Below are 18,258 nucleotides of genomic sequence, written 5' to 3'. Positions count from 1 at the left end.
AGGCCCCTAATCTTCTTTTTCCATTGTACACTGGAGCGGGTGTTCATTCCGCCGAGCCAGATCTAAAACTTGTGCGACCTTCGTTTCTGCGACCTCGAAGGTAAAAACACCGCACACCCCGACCCCGTGATTGTGAACATGCAACATGATCTGCGTTGCCTGCTCACGAGACTTGTTGAAGTAACGTTCCAATACATAAATCACGAATTCCATCGGCGTGTAATCATCGTTCAGCAGTAGAACGCGATACATGGATGGGCGCTTGGTTCGCGTGCGGGTCCGCGTTGCGATGCCTGTTCCGACATCATCACCGCCACCGACAGAACCATTATCCTCATTGCCGTTCATGCGGACGATGAAGGGACTTTCACTGAGGGATTTTTTTACGATGCCGTGCATAGCTCTCAAATAGTGACGAATTTTCGTTCTGAAAGCCTGACCTCAAAACCAATGAGGTTCAAGCCCCCTTTTGCGCTTCAATCAGTTTGTTGATCCACTCATCAACACGTTTGGCATTTGTACCGAGATCGGAATATCCGACACGCGATGCCGAGTAGATGATGAAGCTTGAAGCGGCTTCATTGATGGACACAAACTCGACCTGAATATCATCCTTGAACCGCAAAATCGCGGTCCGGGCGATGAAGTGCGCCTTCAGCCCGTCATCTGATCGGGTCTCCAGTGAAACGCGGTCCTGACCGCTCCATACCTGACAGGCCAGATCCGCCAATGCCGAGACCGGCATGGTGAATTCAGGCGTTTGCCGATCAGCTTTTGCGGTGAGGCTGACGCCGGCTGGCGCCGACAGAGCGGTGTTTGGTTTGTCCGGGCGTTCGAGCGTGCGCAGGTCTTCGAGTGTGTTCATACACTATAGAGTAGAGTGTTTTGCGCCACTTCCCAGAGGCCAGATGCAAAAAAGCCGGCCCAAAAGCCGGCTTTTTCGAAGAATTCTGATCTGCCGCTGCGTTAAGCAGACTTCTGCATCATAGAGACAAACTCGCCTGCCTGCGAGTTCAGTGGCGCGCTTGCTTCACGGAAAACGGTCGCAAACATGCCGGACATTGCGTTCACCTGCTCAAGATAAGCTTCGAAGGCCGATTTTGTGTAATTGGCTTGAAGTTCCATCGCTTCCTGTACGGATTGAGCGCCGCTGAACGAACGTGCAGCTTCTACGCCCTTTTCGAAAGCGTCGCGCGAATAAGACGCCGCGCGTGAACTGATCTCTTCAATGCCCTTGGTCGTGATGCGGGACGATTCCGCCATCGCTTCCATGTTCTTTTTGTTGAAATCGGTCATCTCGCCCATGAGCTCGACAGAACGTTCATACGATTTTTTGAAAGCTTCATTCGCCGTGGAAGACATAGTTTCGAATGCCTTACCCGCGGTGTCTGCTGCGGTCTTCGCCATCTGAACATCCTTTCTCAGTCTGGGGTCTTTACCATATACCTTAGTCTATGTGCGTTTGCAACATTTTTTGTGCGGCGCACAATAAATTAGTCAAAATCGAAATGCCTTTTTAATGTGCAAACCGTAATCATGTGAAATTCCTTACAGTTTCGGGTGTTGCATTAACCCTCCAGAAACGATGAAACGAGAGAGTGTAGACTTCAAACCAAGGAGCTCGCTCTATGTCTCTGACCGCTTTGCTTCCTAGTAATATTATTCGCAAATTAGCGGCCACTCTAACGATTATCACGCTCGCTGCCGTCACACCCATGGTGTCCCAGGCCGACGAGAAGTACGCGTCCATTGTCGTGGATATGGAAACCGGACAGGTTCTTCATTCGCGATATGCGGACTCGCCCCGCTACCCAGCCTCCATCACAAAGGTCATGACCCTTTATATGGTGTTCGACGCGCTGGATAATGGCGAGCTGACGCTGACGGAAAGACTTCCCGTATCCCGCGAAGCTGCCATGGCGCCGCCTTCCAAGCTTGGCCTCGCACCGGGTTCAACCATTTCCGTTGAGGATGCCATCCTCGCGCTCGTGACGAAGTCCGCCAATGATGTTGCCCGCGTTCTGGGCGAGCGTCTCGGTGGATCGGAATCGCGCTTTGCTGCGCTGATGACGGTCAAAGCCCGCGCGCTGGATATGAACAATACGCGTTTCTACAATGCGTCAGGTCTGCCGGATGCACGCCAGGTCACCACAGCGCGCGATCTGTCCAAGCTCGCAACGCGCATGATGGAAGATCATGGCGACTATTACCGTTATTTTTCCACAAAATCCTTCACCTATAACAGCCGCAATTATGGCAACCATAATCGCCTGCTTGGCACGGTCGAAGGTGTTGATGGGATCAAGACAGGTTACACGAACGCTTCAGGCTATAATCTGATGGCATCCGCTGTTCGTCAGGACCGCCGCGTGATCGCGATCATGCTGGGTGGTGCAACGTCCAAAGCGCGCAATGATCATGTCACCGACCTTCTCGAGGCCGCATTCACCGCGATTGCAGCAACAGCGCCGTCTGCACCCGATCTTCGCACACGCATCGCATTTCAGCAGGTTCAGGAACCTGGCGCTGATACAGCCAGCATTCTGGCGAGCAATGTTCAGCTGGAGCAAGGCTCTGCCGCTGAGTAACTTCCTAGTCTGAAATCTACGCACGAATTGAGCCGACGTTCCAAAGAATGTCGGCTTTTTTCATGTCGAAAGAATTGAAGCCCGGGACTCGCCCGAATCGGCTGAACACGTCATGCTGCTCACAACACAATGGAGCATTTCCATGCATGATGATGCGGGCGCGCCGGTTGCGACAGAACAGCTGACGGCGCAAATTCTCGAAGCTGGCCAGAACACCCTTGTTTTTGATCCCGATCTTGAAGATCAGGCGATTTCCAACAGCCCGGAATGGCAGGTCTATCATAGCCTGCTCGCCAATCTCGGTATCGAAGATGGCGCGCTGGATGCGATGATGACTGGCGTCGATACACGCCTCGTCTCGCCCCTGCTGCCATTGAAGGCGCTTCTGCAAATTCCGCCCGGCGCGACAAAGCCCCTGTCAAAATCGGCGATTGATCAGGCACTGGCCGACCTGACCCTGCGAAATCTGGAATCGGATCTCCTGCGCAGTGCCGCAGAAGAGCTGGAAATGCTCGGCCCTGCACCGCGTGATCCGGAAATTGCCGAAGCCATTGAAGGCGGCATGAATATCGACTTGCTCGAGCGTGCCCTGGCCCACCCCGATGGCGTCTATGGCTGCGCAGAAGCGCTGCGCCTTGCGGCATCCGATACCCGCCCACTCGGGACACCGGGTTTTGAGACCACACAAATCGGCGAAGAAGACGCGGCCAATCTGGTACGCCTGCTCGACAGCGGATCGGAGATGGTCCTCGCATCGCCTGCCCTGCAGGCTGCAGCCCAGCCTGACAAAGGCTTTGCGATCAATCTGGCAGGTGCCATCACAGGCGGCGAAATCACGCCAGCATTCGTGCACAATGCCGCGCTCGCCATGATTGAAGCCGTCCGCACCTTCCCGAACAAGCGTGTTCAGATCGTCTTCATCGGTCTGTCAGAAGCCCTCCTGCGCACGGGCAATCCGGGCACCACGCCGGACGAAAGGCTGGAGGCTGCGTTCAATCTTCTGACTTCCATCAGCGCGCCACTCGTCGCAGCCGCTGCGCAGTGGAATGTTCAGCCAGTCTTTTCGCTCGACTACGCACATCCTGACCTGATCCCACACTTTGGCAGCCTCTCGAATGGCCTCGAGCCGGTCGCAATGACGAGCGAGCAACTTGGCTCCAATCCGATCCTGCTCTCAGCCTGCCGCGAAGCGCTGTCAGCGGCCCGGCCGGAACTTCGCGAGCGATTCGACGAGCATCTGTCCAACATCCACCGTCTGGTCGGCGTTCCGGGCATTGATCGCTCGCGCCTGCTCGCAAGAGGCTTTTCAGACGCAACACTCGACAGCATTGAGGCACGTCTTGGCGAAGGCATGAGCCTGACACAGGCCTGCTCGCTCTGGATGATCGGCGAAGAGGTCGTATCGAAAGAGCTGAAGCTTGATCTCGATGTCTTCGACGAAGACGAAGACCAGTCGGTGCTCCGCCTGCTCGGCTTCTCGAAGAAAGACATCGGCCTTGCGCAGAACCATCTGAGTGTGGAGCGCTGGCAACGCGTCGCTGCCCTCTTGCGTGATGCGGGCCTGATGATCGATCATACACCGGAAAGCGCCCTCAGCTTTGCAGCCAATCTCTGCAAGCAGGCTGATATTTCGGGAACGACATCGATCAGCTTCAAAACGCTTCCGGACGGTGCCTCGCTCGAGAAACTGCTCTCGGCTGCGGACTTCTCACGTCTGTCCGTCTTCATGTCCTGCGAAACGGCCGCACGCAAAGAGCGCGCCGCCGAGCGTATTCGTCACGCGCTCGATCTGGTCGAGGAAACCCGCCAGGCTGAGAAAGAGATGGACCCGACACTGCCAGCCGAACCAATGGCAGGCTCAGGCAGCCCGTCCGACGAAGCGCAGGGCCGCGAACGGCGTTACCGCCTTCCCGATCGCCGCAAGGGCTATATTCAGAAAGCCACGGTCGGCGGCCACAAGGTCTATCTGCACACAGGCGAGTTCGATAATGGCGAGCTCGGCGAGATCTTCCTCGACATGCACAAGGAAGGCGCGGCTTTCCGCTCGCTGATGAACAATTTCGCCATCGCGATCTCGATCGGCCTGCAATATGGCGTACCGCTGGAAGAATTCGTCGAAGCCTTCGTCTACACGCGCTTTGACCCGGCTGGTGAAGTCACAGGTAACGACTCCATCAAGCGCGCGACGTCCATTCTGGACTATATCTTCCGCGAACTCGCCGTCTCCTATCTCGGACGCGACGACCTTGCAGAACTGTCGGAAGGCCAGTCACATGACGGCCTGGGACGTGGCATCAAGGATGATGTCTTCCAGTTCCCGGCTGAGGCAGCTCAGATCGTCTCTCGCGGCTTCAGTCGTGGTCAGTTGCCAGACAACATCGTCATTCTCGACCGCCGTCGCAAAGATGCCGACGAAGAAGAAGTGGAAGAATCCGTCGATTACATGGGCGATCCCTGCCCGTCCTGCGGACATTTCACGCTCAAGGAAACCGACGGTGAAATCCGTTGTGAGGCGTGCGGTCAGCTCGCCGCTGACAACAACAACTGATCTTCCAGTCAGCAGACACAAAAAAGCCCATCGCCTTTCGGTGATGGGCTTTTTGTTCTTTTCCGGGTGCCGACTAGAGGCGGAAACGGATCTGATCTGACCAGAAGCGCTCCAGACGTGTGGCCGTGCGGTTGAAATGATCCAGGTCATCCGGGCGGACGCTGGCTGTCGGCTCAAGCGCATTTGCCTGACGCTCGAACAGTGCTGCAACGCGTTCGCGTACATCCTGGCCTGACGGGGTGAGTTTCAGGCGCACCGTACGACGGTCGTCATCAGAGCGGGTCTGAACCAGATAGCCGCCTTCCTGAAGCTTTTTCACGTTGTATGACATCGACGTACCCGCAAAGGCACCACGCGCACGCAGCGTGCTGGCTGGCGTCTCGCCATCGCCGATTTCATAAAGCAGCAGAGCCTGAACACCTGTCAGGGAGCGCTCACCGGAACGCTCCAGATCATCTTTCACAACATCGTGCAGACGACGATGGACCTGCTCAAGAAGAGTCAGGCTTTTCAGGAAGGTTTCTCCAACCGTAGCTTCGGCTACATTATCTCGGCTTTTTGCCTCAATCATCATGTCAACACCCATGTAATTTTGTTTGGTTTTCAAACGTATTACATGAGCAAAACTAAGAATTCGCTAATCGCGCCGTTTAACCATAGTAAAGAAACACTTAAGAAAAGCCGGAATTAAGCAGAAAATTCATACTTTTGTTCCGTTCCGGTACACTTTACTCGAAAGTCAGCTCATCTGCCCCAAGTGGCGAAAAAATTTCTTCAATTTTTTTCTCTGAGACGTTTTCTAGACTCTGAGACGGCCAGACTGGATTCTGATCCTTGTCGATAATCACCGCGCGCACGCCTTCCTGGAAATCCGCGCTGCGCACCTGACGCCAGCCAATCCGGAACTCGTTCTTCATATTCTCTTCGAAGGTTTCAAAGCCCGCACCCTCGCGGAGCTGACGAAAGGCCACTTTCAGGGTCTGAGGTGATTTGGTGGCCAGCACTTTGATCTGCGCCTGCGCCCAGTCATCCTGCTCAGCCTCCAGGGCCTCAATAATTGCTTCCACCGAGTCTTTGGAGAAGCATCGATTGATCATCTCCATATTGTCAGAGAAGCCGCCACGAACCGCTGGCTTGTGACGCGGCGCCAGAATGGTGTTCACCAGATGTGCGGCATCGTGGGAAAGGTCGGCATTCAGGAGTTCGGACTTGAGATTGCCGATCAGCTCGGCCGGGACGAAATGCGTTGCAACGCCTGCGGCCTGCACGTCTGCCCCTTTCAGCCGCGCACCGGTCAGCGCCAGCCACATTCCGAGCTCCCCCTTCAGACGCGGCAGGAACCAGCCGCCGCCCACATCCGGGAACAGGCCAATCCCTGTCTCCGGCATGGCAAACAGTGTGTTCTCCGTTGCCACGCGATGCGAGCCATGCACCGAAATGCCAACACCGCCGCCCATGGTCACGCCGTCCATCAGCGCAATATATGGCTTCGGAAAGCGTTTGATCAGCGTATTGAGCCGGTACTCGGCTGCGAAGAAGTCTGTCGCTTCCTTGCCATCGCCCTTCCCGCTCTCAGCCAGCATACGAATGTCACCACCTGCGCAGAAGCCGCGTGTGCCCTCTGCATGGTCAACCAGCACAGCACCGACACTTGCATCATCCCGCCATTTGCGCAGCGCATCCGTCATGATCTCGCACATCTCATGGTCCAGAGAGTGCAGTGCTTTCGGACGGTTCAGCGTAAGGCGACCGATAGACCCTTGCGTCTGAACGATAACGGGTGCGGTGTCTGACATGAAAAACTCCTCGACCATGACTTTAGCAAGCCGGGCTTGCCTATTGAATTATCTGGCAAATCTATAGACGAGCGCGTTTGCATGCTCCAGCCCCAGTTTCGCCAATCGGTCCTGCACATTTGCAGTTTCCGCCTCGGGCTGAGATTTGCGAGAATCTCTTTATATATAAGGTGCGTGACAAACCTCTCGTTCCACAGAGGGTTCGCTTAGAAGGAATGAGAGGCATGACAAAGGCCTTTGCGCGGTTTCGGCTGGGAACTGAAGAGGACATCGCGGACCTGCAGCGCATTGATCTGGCGGCGTCCAGACTCTTTGAACCGACCGGCCTGATTGATGAAGGCCCCGATGGCCCGACGCCCATTCCGGAAGCCGCCCTGCAGAACGGTATCGCGAAAAAGCTGCTCATCGTGTCATTGTCAGATGACACCGGCTTTCCCAATGGCTTTGCCCTGATGAGCCGGCACTCTCCGGACCTCTATCTCGATCAGATTTCGGTGGACCCGGCTCATGGCCGACGCGGCATAGGCGCAAACCTGCTTGGCCTTGTGATCGCAAGAGCTGACGCCCTGAAACTGCGCGGCGTTGTCCTCTCGACCTTTCGGGACCTCGCCTGGAATGGTCCTTTCTATGCCCGCCATGGCTTTGTCGAGCTGGCGCGTGAGGACATGAAGAAATGGATGCTGGAGCTGGAAACCATCCAGTCAGAGACCATGGATGTCTCACTGCGCTGTTTTATGCGACGACCTGGCGCGCTCGATAAACACTGGTTTCGGTTGCCTGACCTGCCCGTTGGGCGTTACCCAGAAACTGACACGTCTACAGACAAACCAATGAGTTCCGACACATGACACAGATCGTTTCTTCCGAGTTCCCGATGACCCGTATGCGCCGCAACCGGCAGGCAGACTGGGTCCGCCGGGTCACACGCGAAACGGTGCTGACCAAAGGCGATCTCGTCTGGGCGCTGATTGTTCATGATGGTGAAACGCCGCGCATCCCTGTGGAAGCCATGCCGGGCGTTGATCGGCTGAACCTCGATGAGGCTGTCAAAGCTGCCGAACGCGCCAAAGCACTTGGCATTCCTGCCCTTGCGCTCTTTCCGCATATTGATCCCTCGAAGAAAGACGCCGAAGGCTCTGAGGCACTGAACCCGGATGGCTTCGTCCCGCAGGTGATCCGGGCCATCAAGCGTGCGGTGCCGGATATCGGCATTATGTGCGATGTCGCGCTCGACCCGTTCACCACGCATGGTCATGACGGCGTTTTGAATGCGAAAGATCAGATCGACAATGACGAGACCATCAAGCGTCTGGTCGAGCAAAGCCTGGTTCAGGCCAAGGCCGGTGTCGATGTGGTTGCCCCCTCCGACATGATGGATGGACGCATTGCCGCCATTCGCAAGGCGTTGGAAAGCCATGGCTGCACCAACACCATGATCATGTCCTATTCGGCCAAGTATGCGAGCGCCTTTTACGGGCCTTACCGTGAGGCCGTCGGGTCTGGAGAGCTCCTGAAGGGCGACAAGAAAACCTATCAGATGGATTACGGCAACACCGATGAGGCGCTGCGTGAAACCGCGCTCGACATTCAGGAAGGCGCCGACATGGTGATGGTAAAGCCGGGGCTGCCATATCTCGATATCGTGTACCGCGTATCATCGACCTTCAACGTGCCAACCCTCGTCTTCCAGATCTCCGGCGAGTACGCACAGATCAAACTTGCCGCTCAGGCTGGCTGGCTCGATGAAGACAAGGCCATTCTCGAAACGCTGTCCGCATTCAAACGCGCTGGCGCAGACGGCATTGTCACCTATTTTGCCGAGCAGGCCGCCGAACTTCTGAGCTGAACACTATGAAAGATCTTTCGAACTTTTCGCCTCGGCCTTTGCCGGGTGCCTCAAGCTTGCCCGGTCGTCTGGTCCGTCTTGAGGCCTATCAGGCAGATCAGCATGCGCCCGGCCTCGCCAAAGCCGTGGGCGGGCCGGAGAATGCCGACACCTGGACCTTCATGCCGTTTGCGCCCTTCCCCGCAGGTGAGGCCTTCGCCCCCGCCTTCAAATCGGTCTCCATTGAACGTGGCTGGCTGCCCTATGTCATTATCGACAACAGCTCGAATGAAATTCTGGGCACGGCCAGCTTTATGCGCCTTCGCCCGGAACATGGGAGCTGCGAAGTTGGCTGCGTGGCTTTCAGCGACAAGCTCAAACGCACAGCCCACGCCAGTGAGGCTATGTATCTGATGGCGCGCTATGTTTTCGACGAGCTCGATTACCGCCGCTATGAATGGAAATGCCACAATGAAAACCTCGCCTCCCGGCGCGCCGCTGCGCGCTTTGGTTTTCAGTATGAAGGCGTGTTCCGCAATGACATGGTGATGAAGGGCAAGAACCGCGACACCGCCTGGTTCGCCATGACCGATGATGACTGGCCATACATCAGGGCGGATTTTGAAGCCTGGCTTGCCCCGGAAAACTTCGACACGGATGGCATCCAGAAGATCAGCCTGTCATCGCTGCGGGCCCGACGTGCACAACAGCAACAACAGCAGCAACAGCAGCAATAATCTCTGTCAGAATGGTGAGATCCGCTTCCCCGCACTTACAGGATCGCGGCTACTCCTTTTCACCCGCAGCCTCCGTTTCAGTCGCGGCTTCGTTGGCATTTTCATCCGGACATTCACGGCCTGCCGGGACATTCGCATAGCTCGGTGCTCCGCCCGGCGTAACGGGCGGCTGATAGACCTGCTGATAAAGAATGCGGCACCCATCTTCATCGTAAGGCGTGGTCGAACAGGCAGACAGCATTGTCAGCCCGGCAAAGCTGCAAGCAAGACCCGCCAGGTTCATCTGTTTCCGCGTCATGGCTTCCCCCTCCATGAATGACACAAGCGAGGTCATGCCTCGCGCCTGAAACACCATCCTGACGGCTGTGGCGATGCGGTCAAACGAAATTCTCGGGCGTCTCAGTCAGCAGCCGCGTCAAAGATCTCACGCGCATTACGGATGGCATCATGATGGGCTTCTGCCCATTCGGTCAGCTGTGCAATCGGCGTGAGCGCCGAGACGCCAAGCGGCGTCAGCGTATACTCAACTGCTGGCGGCGTGGTCGGATAGACTGTGCGCGAGATCATCCCGTCCCGCTCCAGCTGTCGCAAGGTCTGGGTCAACATGCGCTTGGAAATATCGCCGACAGCGCGCCGGACACTCGAAAATCGCCTCGGCCCTGCTTCCAGCGAAATGAGCACGAGGATCGTCCATTTCTGGCCGACCCGGTCGAGCACATCGCGCACCGGACAGGCTTCCGGGTTCTCCGGAACGCCCTCTGGAAAGAAGAACCGACGCAGCACACTGCCCTGATCGGCATCCGGGTTACCTGAAGGTTCCCTGGTGATCATTTTGTGCCTCCTTTACCGACAAAACGACAAGGACTACATCCGAGACCTTGTGATGGTTTGAGACTATTTAGGAAAGGAAGACCCATGTCGTCTAGTATTAAATACATGGTCACAGGTGCGTCCGGCCAGCTCGGCGCCCTCACGATCGACGCCCTGCTGAAAACGGTTCCAGCTTCAGACATTGGCGCGCTCGTCCGCCGCGAAGAGGCCGCAGCGCCGCTCAGAGCGAAAGGCGTCACCGTTCGCATTGCGAGCTATGATGACGAAGCCGCCCTGGTTTCTGCCTTCAGGGATGTTGAACGACTGCTGCTCATTTCCTCAAGCGAGGTCGGCCAGCGCGCGCGCCAGCACGCCAACGTCATTGACGCAGCAAAAGCCAATGATGTCGATTTCATTGCCTACACATCTCTGCTTCGCGCCGATACCTCACCGCTCACGCTCCTCGCCGGCGAACACAATGCGACGGAAAACGCCCTCGCCGCTTCCGGCCTCACATATGCGGTGCTGCGCAATGGATGGTATACGGAAAACTATGCGATGAGCGCCGGTCAGGCGGTTGAACATGGCACCGTGCTCGGCGCGGCCGCTGATGGCAAAATCTCCAGTGCCGCGCGGGCAGACTATGCTGACGCCGCAGCCGCCGTTCTTACCGGTGACATTCCTGCGTCCGGCACGATCTATGAACTCGCGGGTGACACCGCCTATACCCTTGCCGAGTTTGCAGACGAGATCAGCAAACTCAGCGGCAAAACGGTCACTTATACCAACCTCTCGCAGGCAGACTATGAGCAAGCGCTCAAGGATGCAGGCCTGCCGGACCCGGTTGCCGACATGCTGGCCAACAGCGATGCCGGCGCTGCGAAGGGCGGCCTTTACAGCGCAGAAACAACGCTCTCAGACCTCATCGGTCGCAAGACCACGCCATGGCAGGACACGCTGAAAGCAGCCCTGTCCTAGCCTGCCCCATGGCCATCACCCGCCCCTGACAAGGCGGGTGGTGTCTATTCTGCGACGGCACGCTGCTCCTGAAACTGCAGTTCCACAATCCAGCCGGATGGACCGCTGCGTCCGCGCATATACGGCGTGTAGGACATTTTCAGGAAGATCGGATCGACGGTAAAATCGAACGTATCAGCTCCGGGTCTGCCGCTGACGGGCTCGAAAACCAAATTCTGATAGACTTCGAAATCATTGTGCTCAGTGGTTTCCTCAACCGCCCAATCATCACCGAGACAGCCTTTGATCGTGTCGCTCACATCCGACATGAGCGCCCGGGCCTCAGCTTCTGTGGTCTCTCGGTCGCTCGAGCGAAGCGCCGTAAACAGCTCGCAGCGATAAAGGCTGATGTCCGTCCCCATCATTCCGCTTATCACACCGATCTCGCAGTGCTCACCAAAAGCGGGGGTTTTGGCAATCCAGGTGTCGTTCAGCACCCGCTCACCCTGCATTTTCGGCTCACCGCGCAAAGAGCTGTAAGGCACAGTCTCCTGTCCTGCTGCCAGCACACTGCGAACGGCGTCACAAGAACCCGGCTCGAAAGCCGCTTCCTTTGTACCGCCGCCCCCACCGCAGCCTGCCAGAACCAGAAGCGATAGCGCGAAATAAGCTGTTTTCATTTTGTTTTCCTGAAGATCGCCGAGTTGGGCACACTCTAAAGCCGGACGCATGCCCGGCTATCCCCCGTTCAGGGGATCGCATCACCTTTCGCCAAAGGAAGAAAAGACGCTAGCGCTTCAGTCGCGTGATCAGGCTGGACGTATCCCAGCGCTTGCCACCATTTACCTGCACATCGGCATAGAACTGATCGACCAGTGCGGTGACCGGCAGGCTGGAACCATTCTGGCGCGCTTCTTCCAGAGCGATCCGTAAATCCTTGCGCATCCAATCTACGGCAAAGCCATAATCGAACTTGCCGTCCACCATGGTTTTCCAGCGGTTTTCCATCTGCCAGCTTTGCGCTGCACCTTTGGAAATTGCTTCAATCACCTTAGCCGGATCGAGCCCTGCATTCTCTGCAAAGGCAAGGCCTTCCGAAAGCCCCTGAACCACACCTGCAATACAGATCTGATTGACCATTTTGGCCGTTTGACCGGCACCCGGCCCGCCAATCAGTGTCATTTGTTTGGCATAGCAATCCATGACCGGCGCAACACTTTCAAACGCTGCCTCATCGCCGCCGCACATAATCGTCAGCTGCCCGGCTTCTGCCCCTGCCTGACCACCGGAAATCGGCGCATCCACGAACGCAATGCTTTTGTCCGCCAGCGCGGCATAGAGACGGCGCGCCAGATCAGCGCTCGCCGTTGTATGATCAACCACCACCGCGCCAGGCGTCAGCGATGCCATCATGTCTGAATAGACCGCCTCGACATCCGGATCGTCACCCAGACAGGAAAAGACGAACTCTGCGCCCGAGACCGCGTCCGCAGCCGTTTCCGCCATGCTTGCTGACGACGCCCCCTGCGCCTCCACCCAGGCTGTTGCCTTCGCGGTGGTCCGGTTCCAGACGGTCACATCATGCCCGGCCTTGACCAGATAGCCCGCCATTGGCGCGCCCATTACGCCGAGCCCGAGAAAGCAACACCTGGCCATGTCCTAGTCCTTCTTTTCGATCAGAGGCGTGTAATCACCCTTGAAGAAGCCGAGCCCGTTTCCGGCCTGCGCATCAAAGCCGATCACATTGCCAAAAATCACGACATGATCACCGGCTTTCTGGCGAAACCCTGTTTCACATTCCAGGTATCCAAGCGCATCAGCGTACAGCGGAATACCGTGTTGCCCGACTTTCAGCTCTGCGCCGGAAAGCTCTGCATCCACATTTCGGGCAAACTCAGTCGACACATCGCCATGATGTTCGCGCAGGAAACTGACACCAAAATGGTCAGCGCCCGCAAACAGGTCATAGCGGTCGGAATGCACATCAATGCACCAGAGAATGATCGGTGGGTGTAATGAGACGCTGGAGAAACTGTTGGCTGTGATGGCGCGCGCACGTCCGGCTTCGTCACGCGTGGTAATCAGGCAGACACCTGTGCCGAAACAGCCCAGCGCATCGCGATACCCGCGCACATCGAAAGCAGATCCGTCGGATTTTACAGTGCTCATGCACACCCCTTTAACCACACTCTGTTAGAGCTACACCTCTAGAAGTGAGACATGACACACCATGGCCGGCAATCAACCTATTGTCATAAAAAAGGTAAAGAAGGTTTCTGGCGGCGGCCACCATGGCGGCGCCTGGAAAGTGGCATATGCCGACTTCGTGACCGCCATGATGGCCTTCTTTCTGTTGATGTGGCTGATCAATACAACCAGCCCGGAACAGAAGCGCGGCATTGCTGACTATTTCGCCCCTGCCGCTGTTTCGACCTCGACCTCCGGTTCCGGCGGTGTCCTGGGTGGCACGGCCATTTCGACCGAGGGCGCGCGCTCTCAGGGCTCGAAGTCGATCATTGAACAATTGTCTCCTGAAACACCTCGGACGATTTCCAAGGAACCGCAGGAAATCACCGAAAAAACGCAGGCCGTAAAACGCATCGATCTGGAAGTGACCGAAGACGCCCTCGCCCAGGCGAAGGCCATTCGCGAGCGCGCCCAGTTCGAACGTGCCGAACAATCCCTGCGTCAGGCGATTGAAGATCTGCCGGAACTGGCGGAGCTTTCAAAACATCTCGTCATCGACATGACGGATGAAGGCATGCGCATCCAGTTGATCGATCAGGAAGGCCGTTCCATGTTTGATCAGGGCTCGAAAGAGCCAAATGCACGCGCGGTTCGTCTGCTCGAAGCCGTAGCGAAAATTGTCCAGCGTCTGCCGAATCGTATTGCCATTTCCGGCCATACAGACAGCCAGCCGAGCGGTGATCCCAATTACTCAAACTGGGAACTCTCTTCGGACCGCGCCAACATTGCGCGCCGTATCCTCAGCCAGAACGGCGTTCTGCAGGATCGTTTTGCGCGTGTCTCCGGAAAAGCGGGTTCAGAACCTCTCTACCAGGACGATCCGGACTTGCCAGGTAATCGTCGTATCAGCATAGTCCTCATGCGGGAGGCGCCTGTCCTGCCGCCAGAACACGGTCTGTAATACAGAATTTCGGGTTTGGACTGGAGTGGGAATGCTGGCGGAACTCTCCGCGAACTGGCCAATGCTGATCAGCGGGCTGGTCGTAATCGGTGCGATTTTCTTCTACACGCGTGATGAAATTCCGATGGAGGTTGTCTCCGTCTCGATCATCACTGTGTTGCTTTTATTGTTCTTTCTGGCCGAACGCATTCCGTCTTCGGCGTCTGGCATCACGACAGATGATCTGTTGTCCGGGTTCGGAAACCCGGCCCTCATCACCATCATGGCTCTGCTCGTTGTAGGTCAGGGCCTCTTCCAGACGGGCGCGCTCGATGGCCCGACGCGATTCCTCATGTCGTCCTATGAAGTACGACCACGGACGACCCTTGTTGCCGCTTTCGCTGCCGTTTTCATCACCAGCGCGTTCATCAACAATACGCCGGTTGTCGTGATGTTTCTGCCGATTATGTCGGCCTTTGCGATCAAAATGGGCATTTCCTCGTCCAAGATCATGCAGCCACTGAGCTTCGCGTCTGTCTTTGCTGGCATGACAACACTGATTGGTACCTCAACCAACCTGCTGGCCGCGGACGTCTATAAAAAAACCGAAGGCATTTCACTGGGGTTCTTTGAACTCACCCCGATCGGCCTGATCCTCGCAGGCATTGGTTTCGTCTATATGCTGCTTTTCTCGCGCGTGCTTCTGCCGAACCGCGAGGGCCTGGATGCAGACATCGTCTCCCGCTCCGGCCGTCAGTTTGTTGCCCAGATCGCCGTGACCGAAAACAACCCACTCGTCGGCAAGACAGCCGTCGCAGGCATGTTCCCGGACCTCACAGACATGACCGTCCGAATGATCCAGCGCGGAGAAGCCTCCATTCTGCCGCCTTTTGAAGACGTCACCCTTCAGCCGGGTGACGTTCTGATCATCGCCGCGACCCGTAAGAAGCTCACCGACACCTTCGCCTCTCAGCCGGACCTGCTGCGCCATATGTGGCAGCGCGGAGAAGGCCAGACCGAAGGTTTCACAGATCTCGAAGGCGGTACGCCGCGTCTCATGCTGGTCGAGGCCGTCGTGGCGCCGGGCTCGCGCATGATCGGCCGCGCCATCGAACATGTCGGCTTCCGCCGCATGACCAACACCTTCGTTCTGGGTGTGCAGCGCCGTTCGCGCATGATGCGCTCAAAGCTCGGGGACATTCGTCTCGAAGCTGGCGACACCCTCCTTCTGTGCGGATCATCTGCCTCTTTCCGCGATCTGCGTTCCAGCCGTGACCTGCTGCTGCTCGAATGGTCCCAGATCGAACTGCCTGTCACAGAGAAAAGCCATTATGCGCGATGGATCACGCTCGGCGTGGTGATTGCTGCGGCCACAGGCCTGCTCGGCATTCTGCATGCCTCCATGATCGGCGCTGTCCTCATGGTGATCACGGGCTGTCTCAACATCCGCCAGGCAACGCGTTCGCTCGATCTTCGGATTTTCACGCTGATTGGCGCAGCCATTGCGATGGGCACGGCGCTCGACAAGACCGGCGCGGCCATGCTCCTCGCCGAAAGTGTTGTGACGCTGATGTCGCCATTCGGCACCCTGGCCGTTCTGTCTGTCCTGTTCCTCTGCGTGGCGTTCCTGACGAACATTCTGTCCAATACCGCGACCGCCGTTCTGTTCACGCCGATTGCGATTTCCGCAGCGAATATCCTTGGCACAGACCCCAAACCCTTCGTCCTCGCCGTCATCTATGCGGCGAACTGCTGTTTTGCGACGCCGATTGCCTACCAGACAAACCTGCTGGTCATGGGTCCGGGGCACTACAAGTTCGGAGACTATCTGCGTTTTGGTGGTCCGCTGGTTCTGGTGATCTGGATTGCCTTCACCATAATTGCCCCTTTACGCTTCACCCTGTGACGCGTTTAATTGGTCCTTATGAAGATCATCGATTCTCCATCCGTTCGGGGCCTTGGACACAGACAGCTGCGGTTTTACCTGACCAATGCGTCTCCCTGCCCCTATCTGGACGGGCAGATCGAACGGAAAGTCTTCACCAATCTTGCAACGGAAGACGCAGACAATCTGCATGATGCGCTGTCACACAGCGGCTTTCGGCGCTCTCAGAACATTGCCTATCGCCCGGCTTGTCCGGCCTGCAATGCCTGCCGTGCAACACGCCTGCCCGTCGCAGACTTCGAGCCGAAAAAGCGCTGGCGGCGTGTCTGGAACAAGAACAAACATTTCATCCGCACACCGCGCCAGCCCATTGCCACGCGCGAACAGTTTCGTCTTCTGAAAACCTATCTCGATCACCGCCATGAAGACGGCGGCATGACGCAGATGGATTTGCGCGACTATGTCGCCATGGTCGAAGGCTCACCGGTATCGTCCGTCATCTTCGAATATCGCGAGAGCGACGCAGAGGATGCCCCGCTTGTGGCCGCCGCGATTACGGATGTTCTGAAGGATGGCCTGTCCATGGTCTATTCCTTCTTTGATCCGACCCGCGCCAGCCAGGGCATCGGCAATTTCATCATTCTCGATCACATCGAGCAGGCCCGCGCGCTCGGGCTTGACTATGTTTACATGGGCTATTGGGTCGAGGGCAGTCCGAAAATGGGCTATAAAGCGGACTTCAGGCCCCTCGAAGTGCTTTACGGCGACGAATGGCGCATACTAAGAAACGAAACATAATCGTTCCAACTGTCCGCTAAGAGACAGTTTAGCCGTCTGGCTGGGGAGAAAACATGATCAACCGACGCAACCTGATTGGCGCAGGTCTGCTTGGCGCAGGCGGAGCCGCTGCAGCCTTTGCAAATCCTGAGCGTGCTGCCGACCTCGCCGCACCCGCCATTTCCCGCAATCGCCGACGCCTCAACATGGTGACGACCTGGCCGAAAGGTCTGCCCGGCCTCGGGGAAGCACCAGAGCGTGTCGCCCAGCGCATTCAGACCATGTCCGAAGGTCTGATCGAAGTGAAGGTCTTTGCCGCAGGCGAACTCGTGCCTGCCTTTGAATGCTTCGATGCCGTCGCCAACGGCTCAGCCGATATGTATCACGGCGCCGAATATTACTGGCCGGCAAAATCCAGCGCCTATCCTTTCTTCACCGCCGTACCTTTCGGGATGACAGCTCAGGAAATCATGGGCTGGATCGATTTTGGTGGTGGTCAGAAGCTCTGGGACGAACTGTCTGCCGACTTTGGCATCAAGCCGATACAGGCGGCAAATACCGGTCACCAGATGGGCGGCTGGTTCCGCAAGGAGATCAACAGTCTCGATGATCTGGTGGGCCTTCAGATGCGCATTCCGGGGCAAGGCGGCGACGTGCTTCGCGCGCTCGGCGGATCAGCCCGCACCCTTCCCGGCGGTGAAATCTATCAGGCGCTTCAGACGGGCAATATCGACGCGACTGAATGGGTCGGCCCGTGGAATGACTACGCGCTCGGCTTCTATCGCGAAGCTCCTTACTATTACGGCCCCGGCTTCCATGAACCGGGCGCATCGCTCGCCGTTGGCGTCAACCTTCGCCTCTGGAACGAGATGACCGAAGGCGAACGCGCCATGATCACCGCCGCCTGCGAGAGCGTCAATCACACCTCGCTCGGTGAGTTCACCTATCAGAATGCGGTCTATCTCGACATCCTGCAGCGCGAGCATAACATCCAGCTTCGCTCCTTCCCGGATGACGTCGTGAAAGCCATGTCAGACGCAGCGCAGGATGTCCGTGCCGCCTCTGGTCGCGACGGCATTGAAAAGCGCATCTATGAGAGCTTTGAAAGCGGCCTGAAGAAAATGCGTGACTGGGCTGCCGTGTCCGAAGGTCCATATTATGCGGCCCGTGAGCTCGGCGCCCGCGCCTCTGGCACCTAGGGGCACCGC

20 protein-coding genes are annotated in these 18,258 nt (G+C 57.1%); 10 read left to right on the top strand and 10 right to left on the bottom strand.

Translation table 11 applies throughout. The features are described 5' to 3' along the window. Positions 1-6: 6 nt before the first annotated feature. From clpS to ACFQDM_RS16195, 3 genes are all read right to left on the bottom strand, one after another. Positions 7-348, bottom strand: a complete 342-nt coding sequence (gene clpS / locus ACFQDM_RS16205; RefSeq protein ID WP_377382477.1) for an ATP-dependent Clp protease adapter ClpS — start codon at positions 346-348, stop codon at positions 7-9. Between the two features lie 109 nt (positions 349-457). Continuing rightward, entirely contained in the window at positions 458-865 is a 408-nt protein-coding gene (locus tag ACFQDM_RS16200; protein WP_377380838.1) for a DUF1499 domain-containing protein, read from the bottom strand. A 101-nt stretch (positions 866-966) separates the two neighbouring features. Next, positions 967-1,407, bottom strand: coding sequence for a phasin family protein (locus ACFQDM_RS16195; RefSeq protein WP_377380835.1), 441 nt, complete (start codon positions 1,405-1,407; stop codon positions 967-969). Between the two features lie 221 nt (positions 1,408-1,628). On the opposite strand from ACFQDM_RS16195, the gene ACFQDM_RS16190 reads away from it, so the two are divergent. Together ACFQDM_RS16190 and ACFQDM_RS16185 are read left to right on the top strand one after the other, a co-directional pair. Beyond that, a complete protein-coding gene (locus ACFQDM_RS16190) occupies positions 1,629-2,588 on the top strand; it encodes a D-alanyl-D-alanine carboxypeptidase family protein (RefSeq protein ID WP_377380832.1) in 960 nt (319 codons plus the stop codon). A gap of 112 nt (positions 2,589-2,700) precedes the next feature. Further along, entirely contained in the window at positions 2,701-5,136 is a 2,436-nt protein-coding gene (locus ACFQDM_RS16185) for a TSCPD domain-containing protein (RefSeq protein ID WP_377380829.1), read from the top strand. Positions 5,137-5,209: 73 nt separating this feature from the next. Here the strand turns inward: ACFQDM_RS16185 and ACFQDM_RS16180 are convergent, their stop codons facing one another. Beyond that, positions 5,210-5,722 (bottom strand): MarR family winged helix-turn-helix transcriptional regulator, encoded by a 513-nt coding sequence (locus tag ACFQDM_RS16180; protein ID WP_377380827.1) that lies wholly within the window; start codon positions 5,720-5,722, stop codon positions 5,210-5,212. Positions 5,723-5,864: 142 nt separating this feature from the next. Continuing rightward, a complete protein-coding gene (locus tag ACFQDM_RS16175; RefSeq protein WP_377380824.1) occupies positions 5,865-6,932 on the bottom strand; it encodes an enoyl-CoA hydratase/isomerase family protein in 1,068 nt (355 codons plus the stop codon). A gap of 224 nt (positions 6,933-7,156) precedes the next feature. On the opposite strand from ACFQDM_RS16175, the gene ACFQDM_RS16170 reads away from it, so the two are divergent. Genes ACFQDM_RS16170 through ACFQDM_RS16160 form a run of 3 tightly spaced genes read left to right on the top strand, consistent with a single transcriptional unit; the run spans position 7,157 to position 9,494 of the window. Continuing rightward, positions 7,157-7,780: a GNAT family N-acetyltransferase gene (locus ACFQDM_RS16170; protein WP_377380823.1), complete on the top strand. Its 624-nt coding sequence runs from the start codon at positions 7,157-7,159 to the stop codon at positions 7,778-7,780. Continuing rightward, positions 7,777-8,778, top strand: coding sequence for a porphobilinogen synthase (gene hemB / locus ACFQDM_RS16165; protein ID WP_377380822.1), 1,002 nt, complete (start codon positions 7,777-7,779; stop codon positions 8,776-8,778). The genes ACFQDM_RS16170 and hemB overlap by 4 nt, the downstream gene beginning before the upstream one ends. Before the next feature lie 5 nt (positions 8,779-8,783). Beyond that, positions 8,784-9,494 carry a GNAT family N-acetyltransferase gene (locus tag ACFQDM_RS16160; RefSeq protein ID WP_377380820.1) on the top strand — a complete coding sequence of 237 codons (711 nt, stop codon included), beginning with the start codon at positions 8,784-8,786 and terminating at the stop codon, positions 9,492-9,494. 49 nt (positions 9,495-9,543) lie between these two features. Here ACFQDM_RS16160 and ACFQDM_RS16155 read toward each other — a convergent pair whose 3' ends face one another. Together ACFQDM_RS16155 and ACFQDM_RS16150 are read right to left on the bottom strand one after the other, a co-directional pair. Then, complete coding sequence (locus ACFQDM_RS16155; protein WP_377380818.1) at positions 9,544-9,792, bottom strand: hypothetical protein; 249 nt, start codon at positions 9,790-9,792, stop codon at positions 9,544-9,546. Positions 9,793-9,893: 101 nt separating this feature from the next. After that, positions 9,894-10,325: a winged helix-turn-helix transcriptional regulator gene (locus ACFQDM_RS16150; RefSeq protein ID WP_377380815.1), complete on the bottom strand. Its 432-nt coding sequence runs from the start codon at positions 10,323-10,325 to the stop codon at positions 9,894-9,896. 84 nt (positions 10,326-10,409) lie between these two features. Between ACFQDM_RS16150 and ACFQDM_RS16145 the strand changes: the two genes are divergently transcribed. Continuing rightward, positions 10,410-11,282 carry an SDR family oxidoreductase gene (locus tag ACFQDM_RS16145; RefSeq protein WP_377380812.1) on the top strand — a complete coding sequence of 291 codons (873 nt, stop codon included), beginning with the start codon at positions 10,410-10,412 and terminating at the stop codon, positions 11,280-11,282. A gap of 44 nt (positions 11,283-11,326) precedes the next feature. On the opposite strand, the gene ACFQDM_RS16140 is transcribed toward ACFQDM_RS16145, so the two are convergent. The 3 genes from ACFQDM_RS16140 to ACFQDM_RS16130 form a co-directional block, all read right to left on the bottom strand. Then, positions 11,327-11,941 carry a hypothetical protein gene (locus ACFQDM_RS16140; protein WP_377380810.1) on the bottom strand — a complete coding sequence of 205 codons (615 nt, stop codon included), beginning with the start codon at positions 11,939-11,941 and terminating at the stop codon, positions 11,327-11,329. A 109-nt stretch (positions 11,942-12,050) separates the two neighbouring features. Further along, positions 12,051-12,917 (bottom strand): NAD(P)-dependent oxidoreductase, encoded by an 867-nt coding sequence (locus ACFQDM_RS16135; RefSeq protein WP_377380807.1) that lies wholly within the window; start codon positions 12,915-12,917, stop codon positions 12,051-12,053. 3 nt (positions 12,918-12,920) lie between these two features. Further along, positions 12,921-13,430: a flavin reductase family protein gene (locus ACFQDM_RS16130; protein ID WP_377380805.1), complete on the bottom strand. Its 510-nt coding sequence runs from the start codon at positions 13,428-13,430 to the stop codon at positions 12,921-12,923. A gap of 61 nt (positions 13,431-13,491) precedes the next feature. On the opposite strand from ACFQDM_RS16130, the gene ACFQDM_RS16125 reads away from it, so the two are divergent. The 4 genes from ACFQDM_RS16125 to ACFQDM_RS16110 are packed head-to-tail and all read left to right on the top strand — an operon-like array spanning position 13,492 to position 18,249. Beyond that, positions 13,492-14,409, top strand: coding sequence for a flagellar motor protein MotB (locus ACFQDM_RS16125; RefSeq protein ID WP_377380802.1), 918 nt, complete (start codon positions 13,492-13,494; stop codon positions 14,407-14,409). Positions 14,410-14,440: 31 nt separating this feature from the next. Continuing rightward, positions 14,441-16,294 (top strand): SLC13 family permease, encoded by a 1,854-nt coding sequence (locus ACFQDM_RS16120; protein ID WP_377380800.1) that lies wholly within the window; start codon positions 14,441-14,443, stop codon positions 16,292-16,294. A gap of 18 nt (positions 16,295-16,312) precedes the next feature. Further along, positions 16,313-17,071 (top strand): arginyltransferase, encoded by a 759-nt coding sequence (locus ACFQDM_RS16115; RefSeq protein ID WP_377380797.1) that lies wholly within the window; start codon positions 16,313-16,315, stop codon positions 17,069-17,071. Positions 17,072-17,124: 53 nt separating this feature from the next. Continuing rightward, on the top strand, positions 17,125-18,249 hold the full coding sequence (locus ACFQDM_RS16110; RefSeq protein WP_377380795.1) for a TRAP transporter substrate-binding protein: 1,125 nt from the start codon (positions 17,125-17,127) through the stop codon (positions 18,247-18,249). Positions 18,250-18,258: the final 9 nt, after the last annotated feature.

Origin of the sequence: Ponticaulis profundi (assembly GCF_042659465.1) — a bacterium.
GTDB classification, from domain to species: Bacteria; Pseudomonadota; Alphaproteobacteria; order Caulobacterales; family Hyphomonadaceae; genus Ponticaulis; species Ponticaulis profundi.
This window is presented reverse-complemented; position numbering and strand designations above follow the sequence as displayed.

Excerpts from the sequence above, each read along its gene's own strand:
- clpS (WP_377382477.1), bottom strand. The coding sequence starts at position 348 with ATGAACGGCAATGAGGATAATGGTTCTGTCGGTGGCGGTGATGATGTC.
- ACFQDM_RS16200 (WP_377380838.1), bottom strand. The coding sequence starts at position 865 with ATGAACACACTCGAAGACCTGCGCACGCTCGAACGCCCGGACAAACCA.
- ACFQDM_RS16195 (WP_377380835.1), bottom strand. The coding sequence starts at position 1,407 with ATGGCGAAGACCGCAGCAGACACCGCGGGTAAGGCATTCGAAACTATG.
- ACFQDM_RS16190 (WP_377380832.1), top strand. The coding sequence starts at position 1,629 with ATGTCTCTGACCGCTTTGCTTCCTAGTAATATTATTCGCAAATTAGCG.
- ACFQDM_RS16185 (WP_377380829.1), top strand. The coding sequence starts at position 2,701 with ATGCTGCTCACAACACAATGGAGCATTTCCATGCATGATGATGCGGGC.
- ACFQDM_RS16180 (WP_377380827.1), bottom strand. The coding sequence starts at position 5,722 with ATGGGTGTTGACATGATGATTGAGGCAAAAAGCCGAGATAATGTAGCC.
- ACFQDM_RS16175 (WP_377380824.1), bottom strand. The coding sequence starts at position 6,932 with ATGTCAGACACCGCACCCGTTATCGTTCAGACGCAAGGGTCTATCGGT.
- ACFQDM_RS16170 (WP_377380823.1), top strand. The coding sequence starts at position 7,157 with ATGACAAAGGCCTTTGCGCGGTTTCGGCTGGGAACTGAAGAGGACATC.
- hemB (WP_377380822.1), top strand. The coding sequence starts at position 7,777 with ATGACACAGATCGTTTCTTCCGAGTTCCCGATGACCCGTATGCGCCGC.
- ACFQDM_RS16160 (WP_377380820.1), top strand. The coding sequence starts at position 8,784 with ATGAAAGATCTTTCGAACTTTTCGCCTCGGCCTTTGCCGGGTGCCTCA.
- ACFQDM_RS16155 (WP_377380818.1), bottom strand. The coding sequence starts at position 9,792 with ATGACGCGGAAACAGATGAACCTGGCGGGTCTTGCTTGCAGCTTTGCC.
- ACFQDM_RS16150 (WP_377380815.1), bottom strand. The coding sequence starts at position 10,325 with ATGATCACCAGGGAACCTTCAGGTAACCCGGATGCCGATCAGGGCAGT.
- ACFQDM_RS16145 (WP_377380812.1), top strand. The coding sequence starts at position 10,410 with ATGTCGTCTAGTATTAAATACATGGTCACAGGTGCGTCCGGCCAGCTC.
- ACFQDM_RS16140 (WP_377380810.1), bottom strand. The coding sequence starts at position 11,941 with ATGAAAACAGCTTATTTCGCGCTATCGCTTCTGGTTCTGGCAGGCTGC.
- ACFQDM_RS16135 (WP_377380807.1), bottom strand. The coding sequence starts at position 12,917 with ATGGCCAGGTGTTGCTTTCTCGGGCTCGGCGTAATGGGCGCGCCAATG.
- ACFQDM_RS16130 (WP_377380805.1), bottom strand. The coding sequence starts at position 13,430 with ATGAGCACTGTAAAATCCGACGGATCTGCTTTCGATGTGCGCGGGTAT.
- ACFQDM_RS16125 (WP_377380802.1), top strand. The coding sequence starts at position 13,492 with ATGGCCGGCAATCAACCTATTGTCATAAAAAAGGTAAAGAAGGTTTCT.
- ACFQDM_RS16120 (WP_377380800.1), top strand. The coding sequence starts at position 14,441 with ATGCTGGCGGAACTCTCCGCGAACTGGCCAATGCTGATCAGCGGGCTG.
- ACFQDM_RS16115 (WP_377380797.1), top strand. The coding sequence starts at position 16,313 with ATGAAGATCATCGATTCTCCATCCGTTCGGGGCCTTGGACACAGACAG.
- ACFQDM_RS16110 (WP_377380795.1), top strand. The coding sequence starts at position 17,125 with ATGATCAACCGACGCAACCTGATTGGCGCAGGTCTGCTTGGCGCAGGC.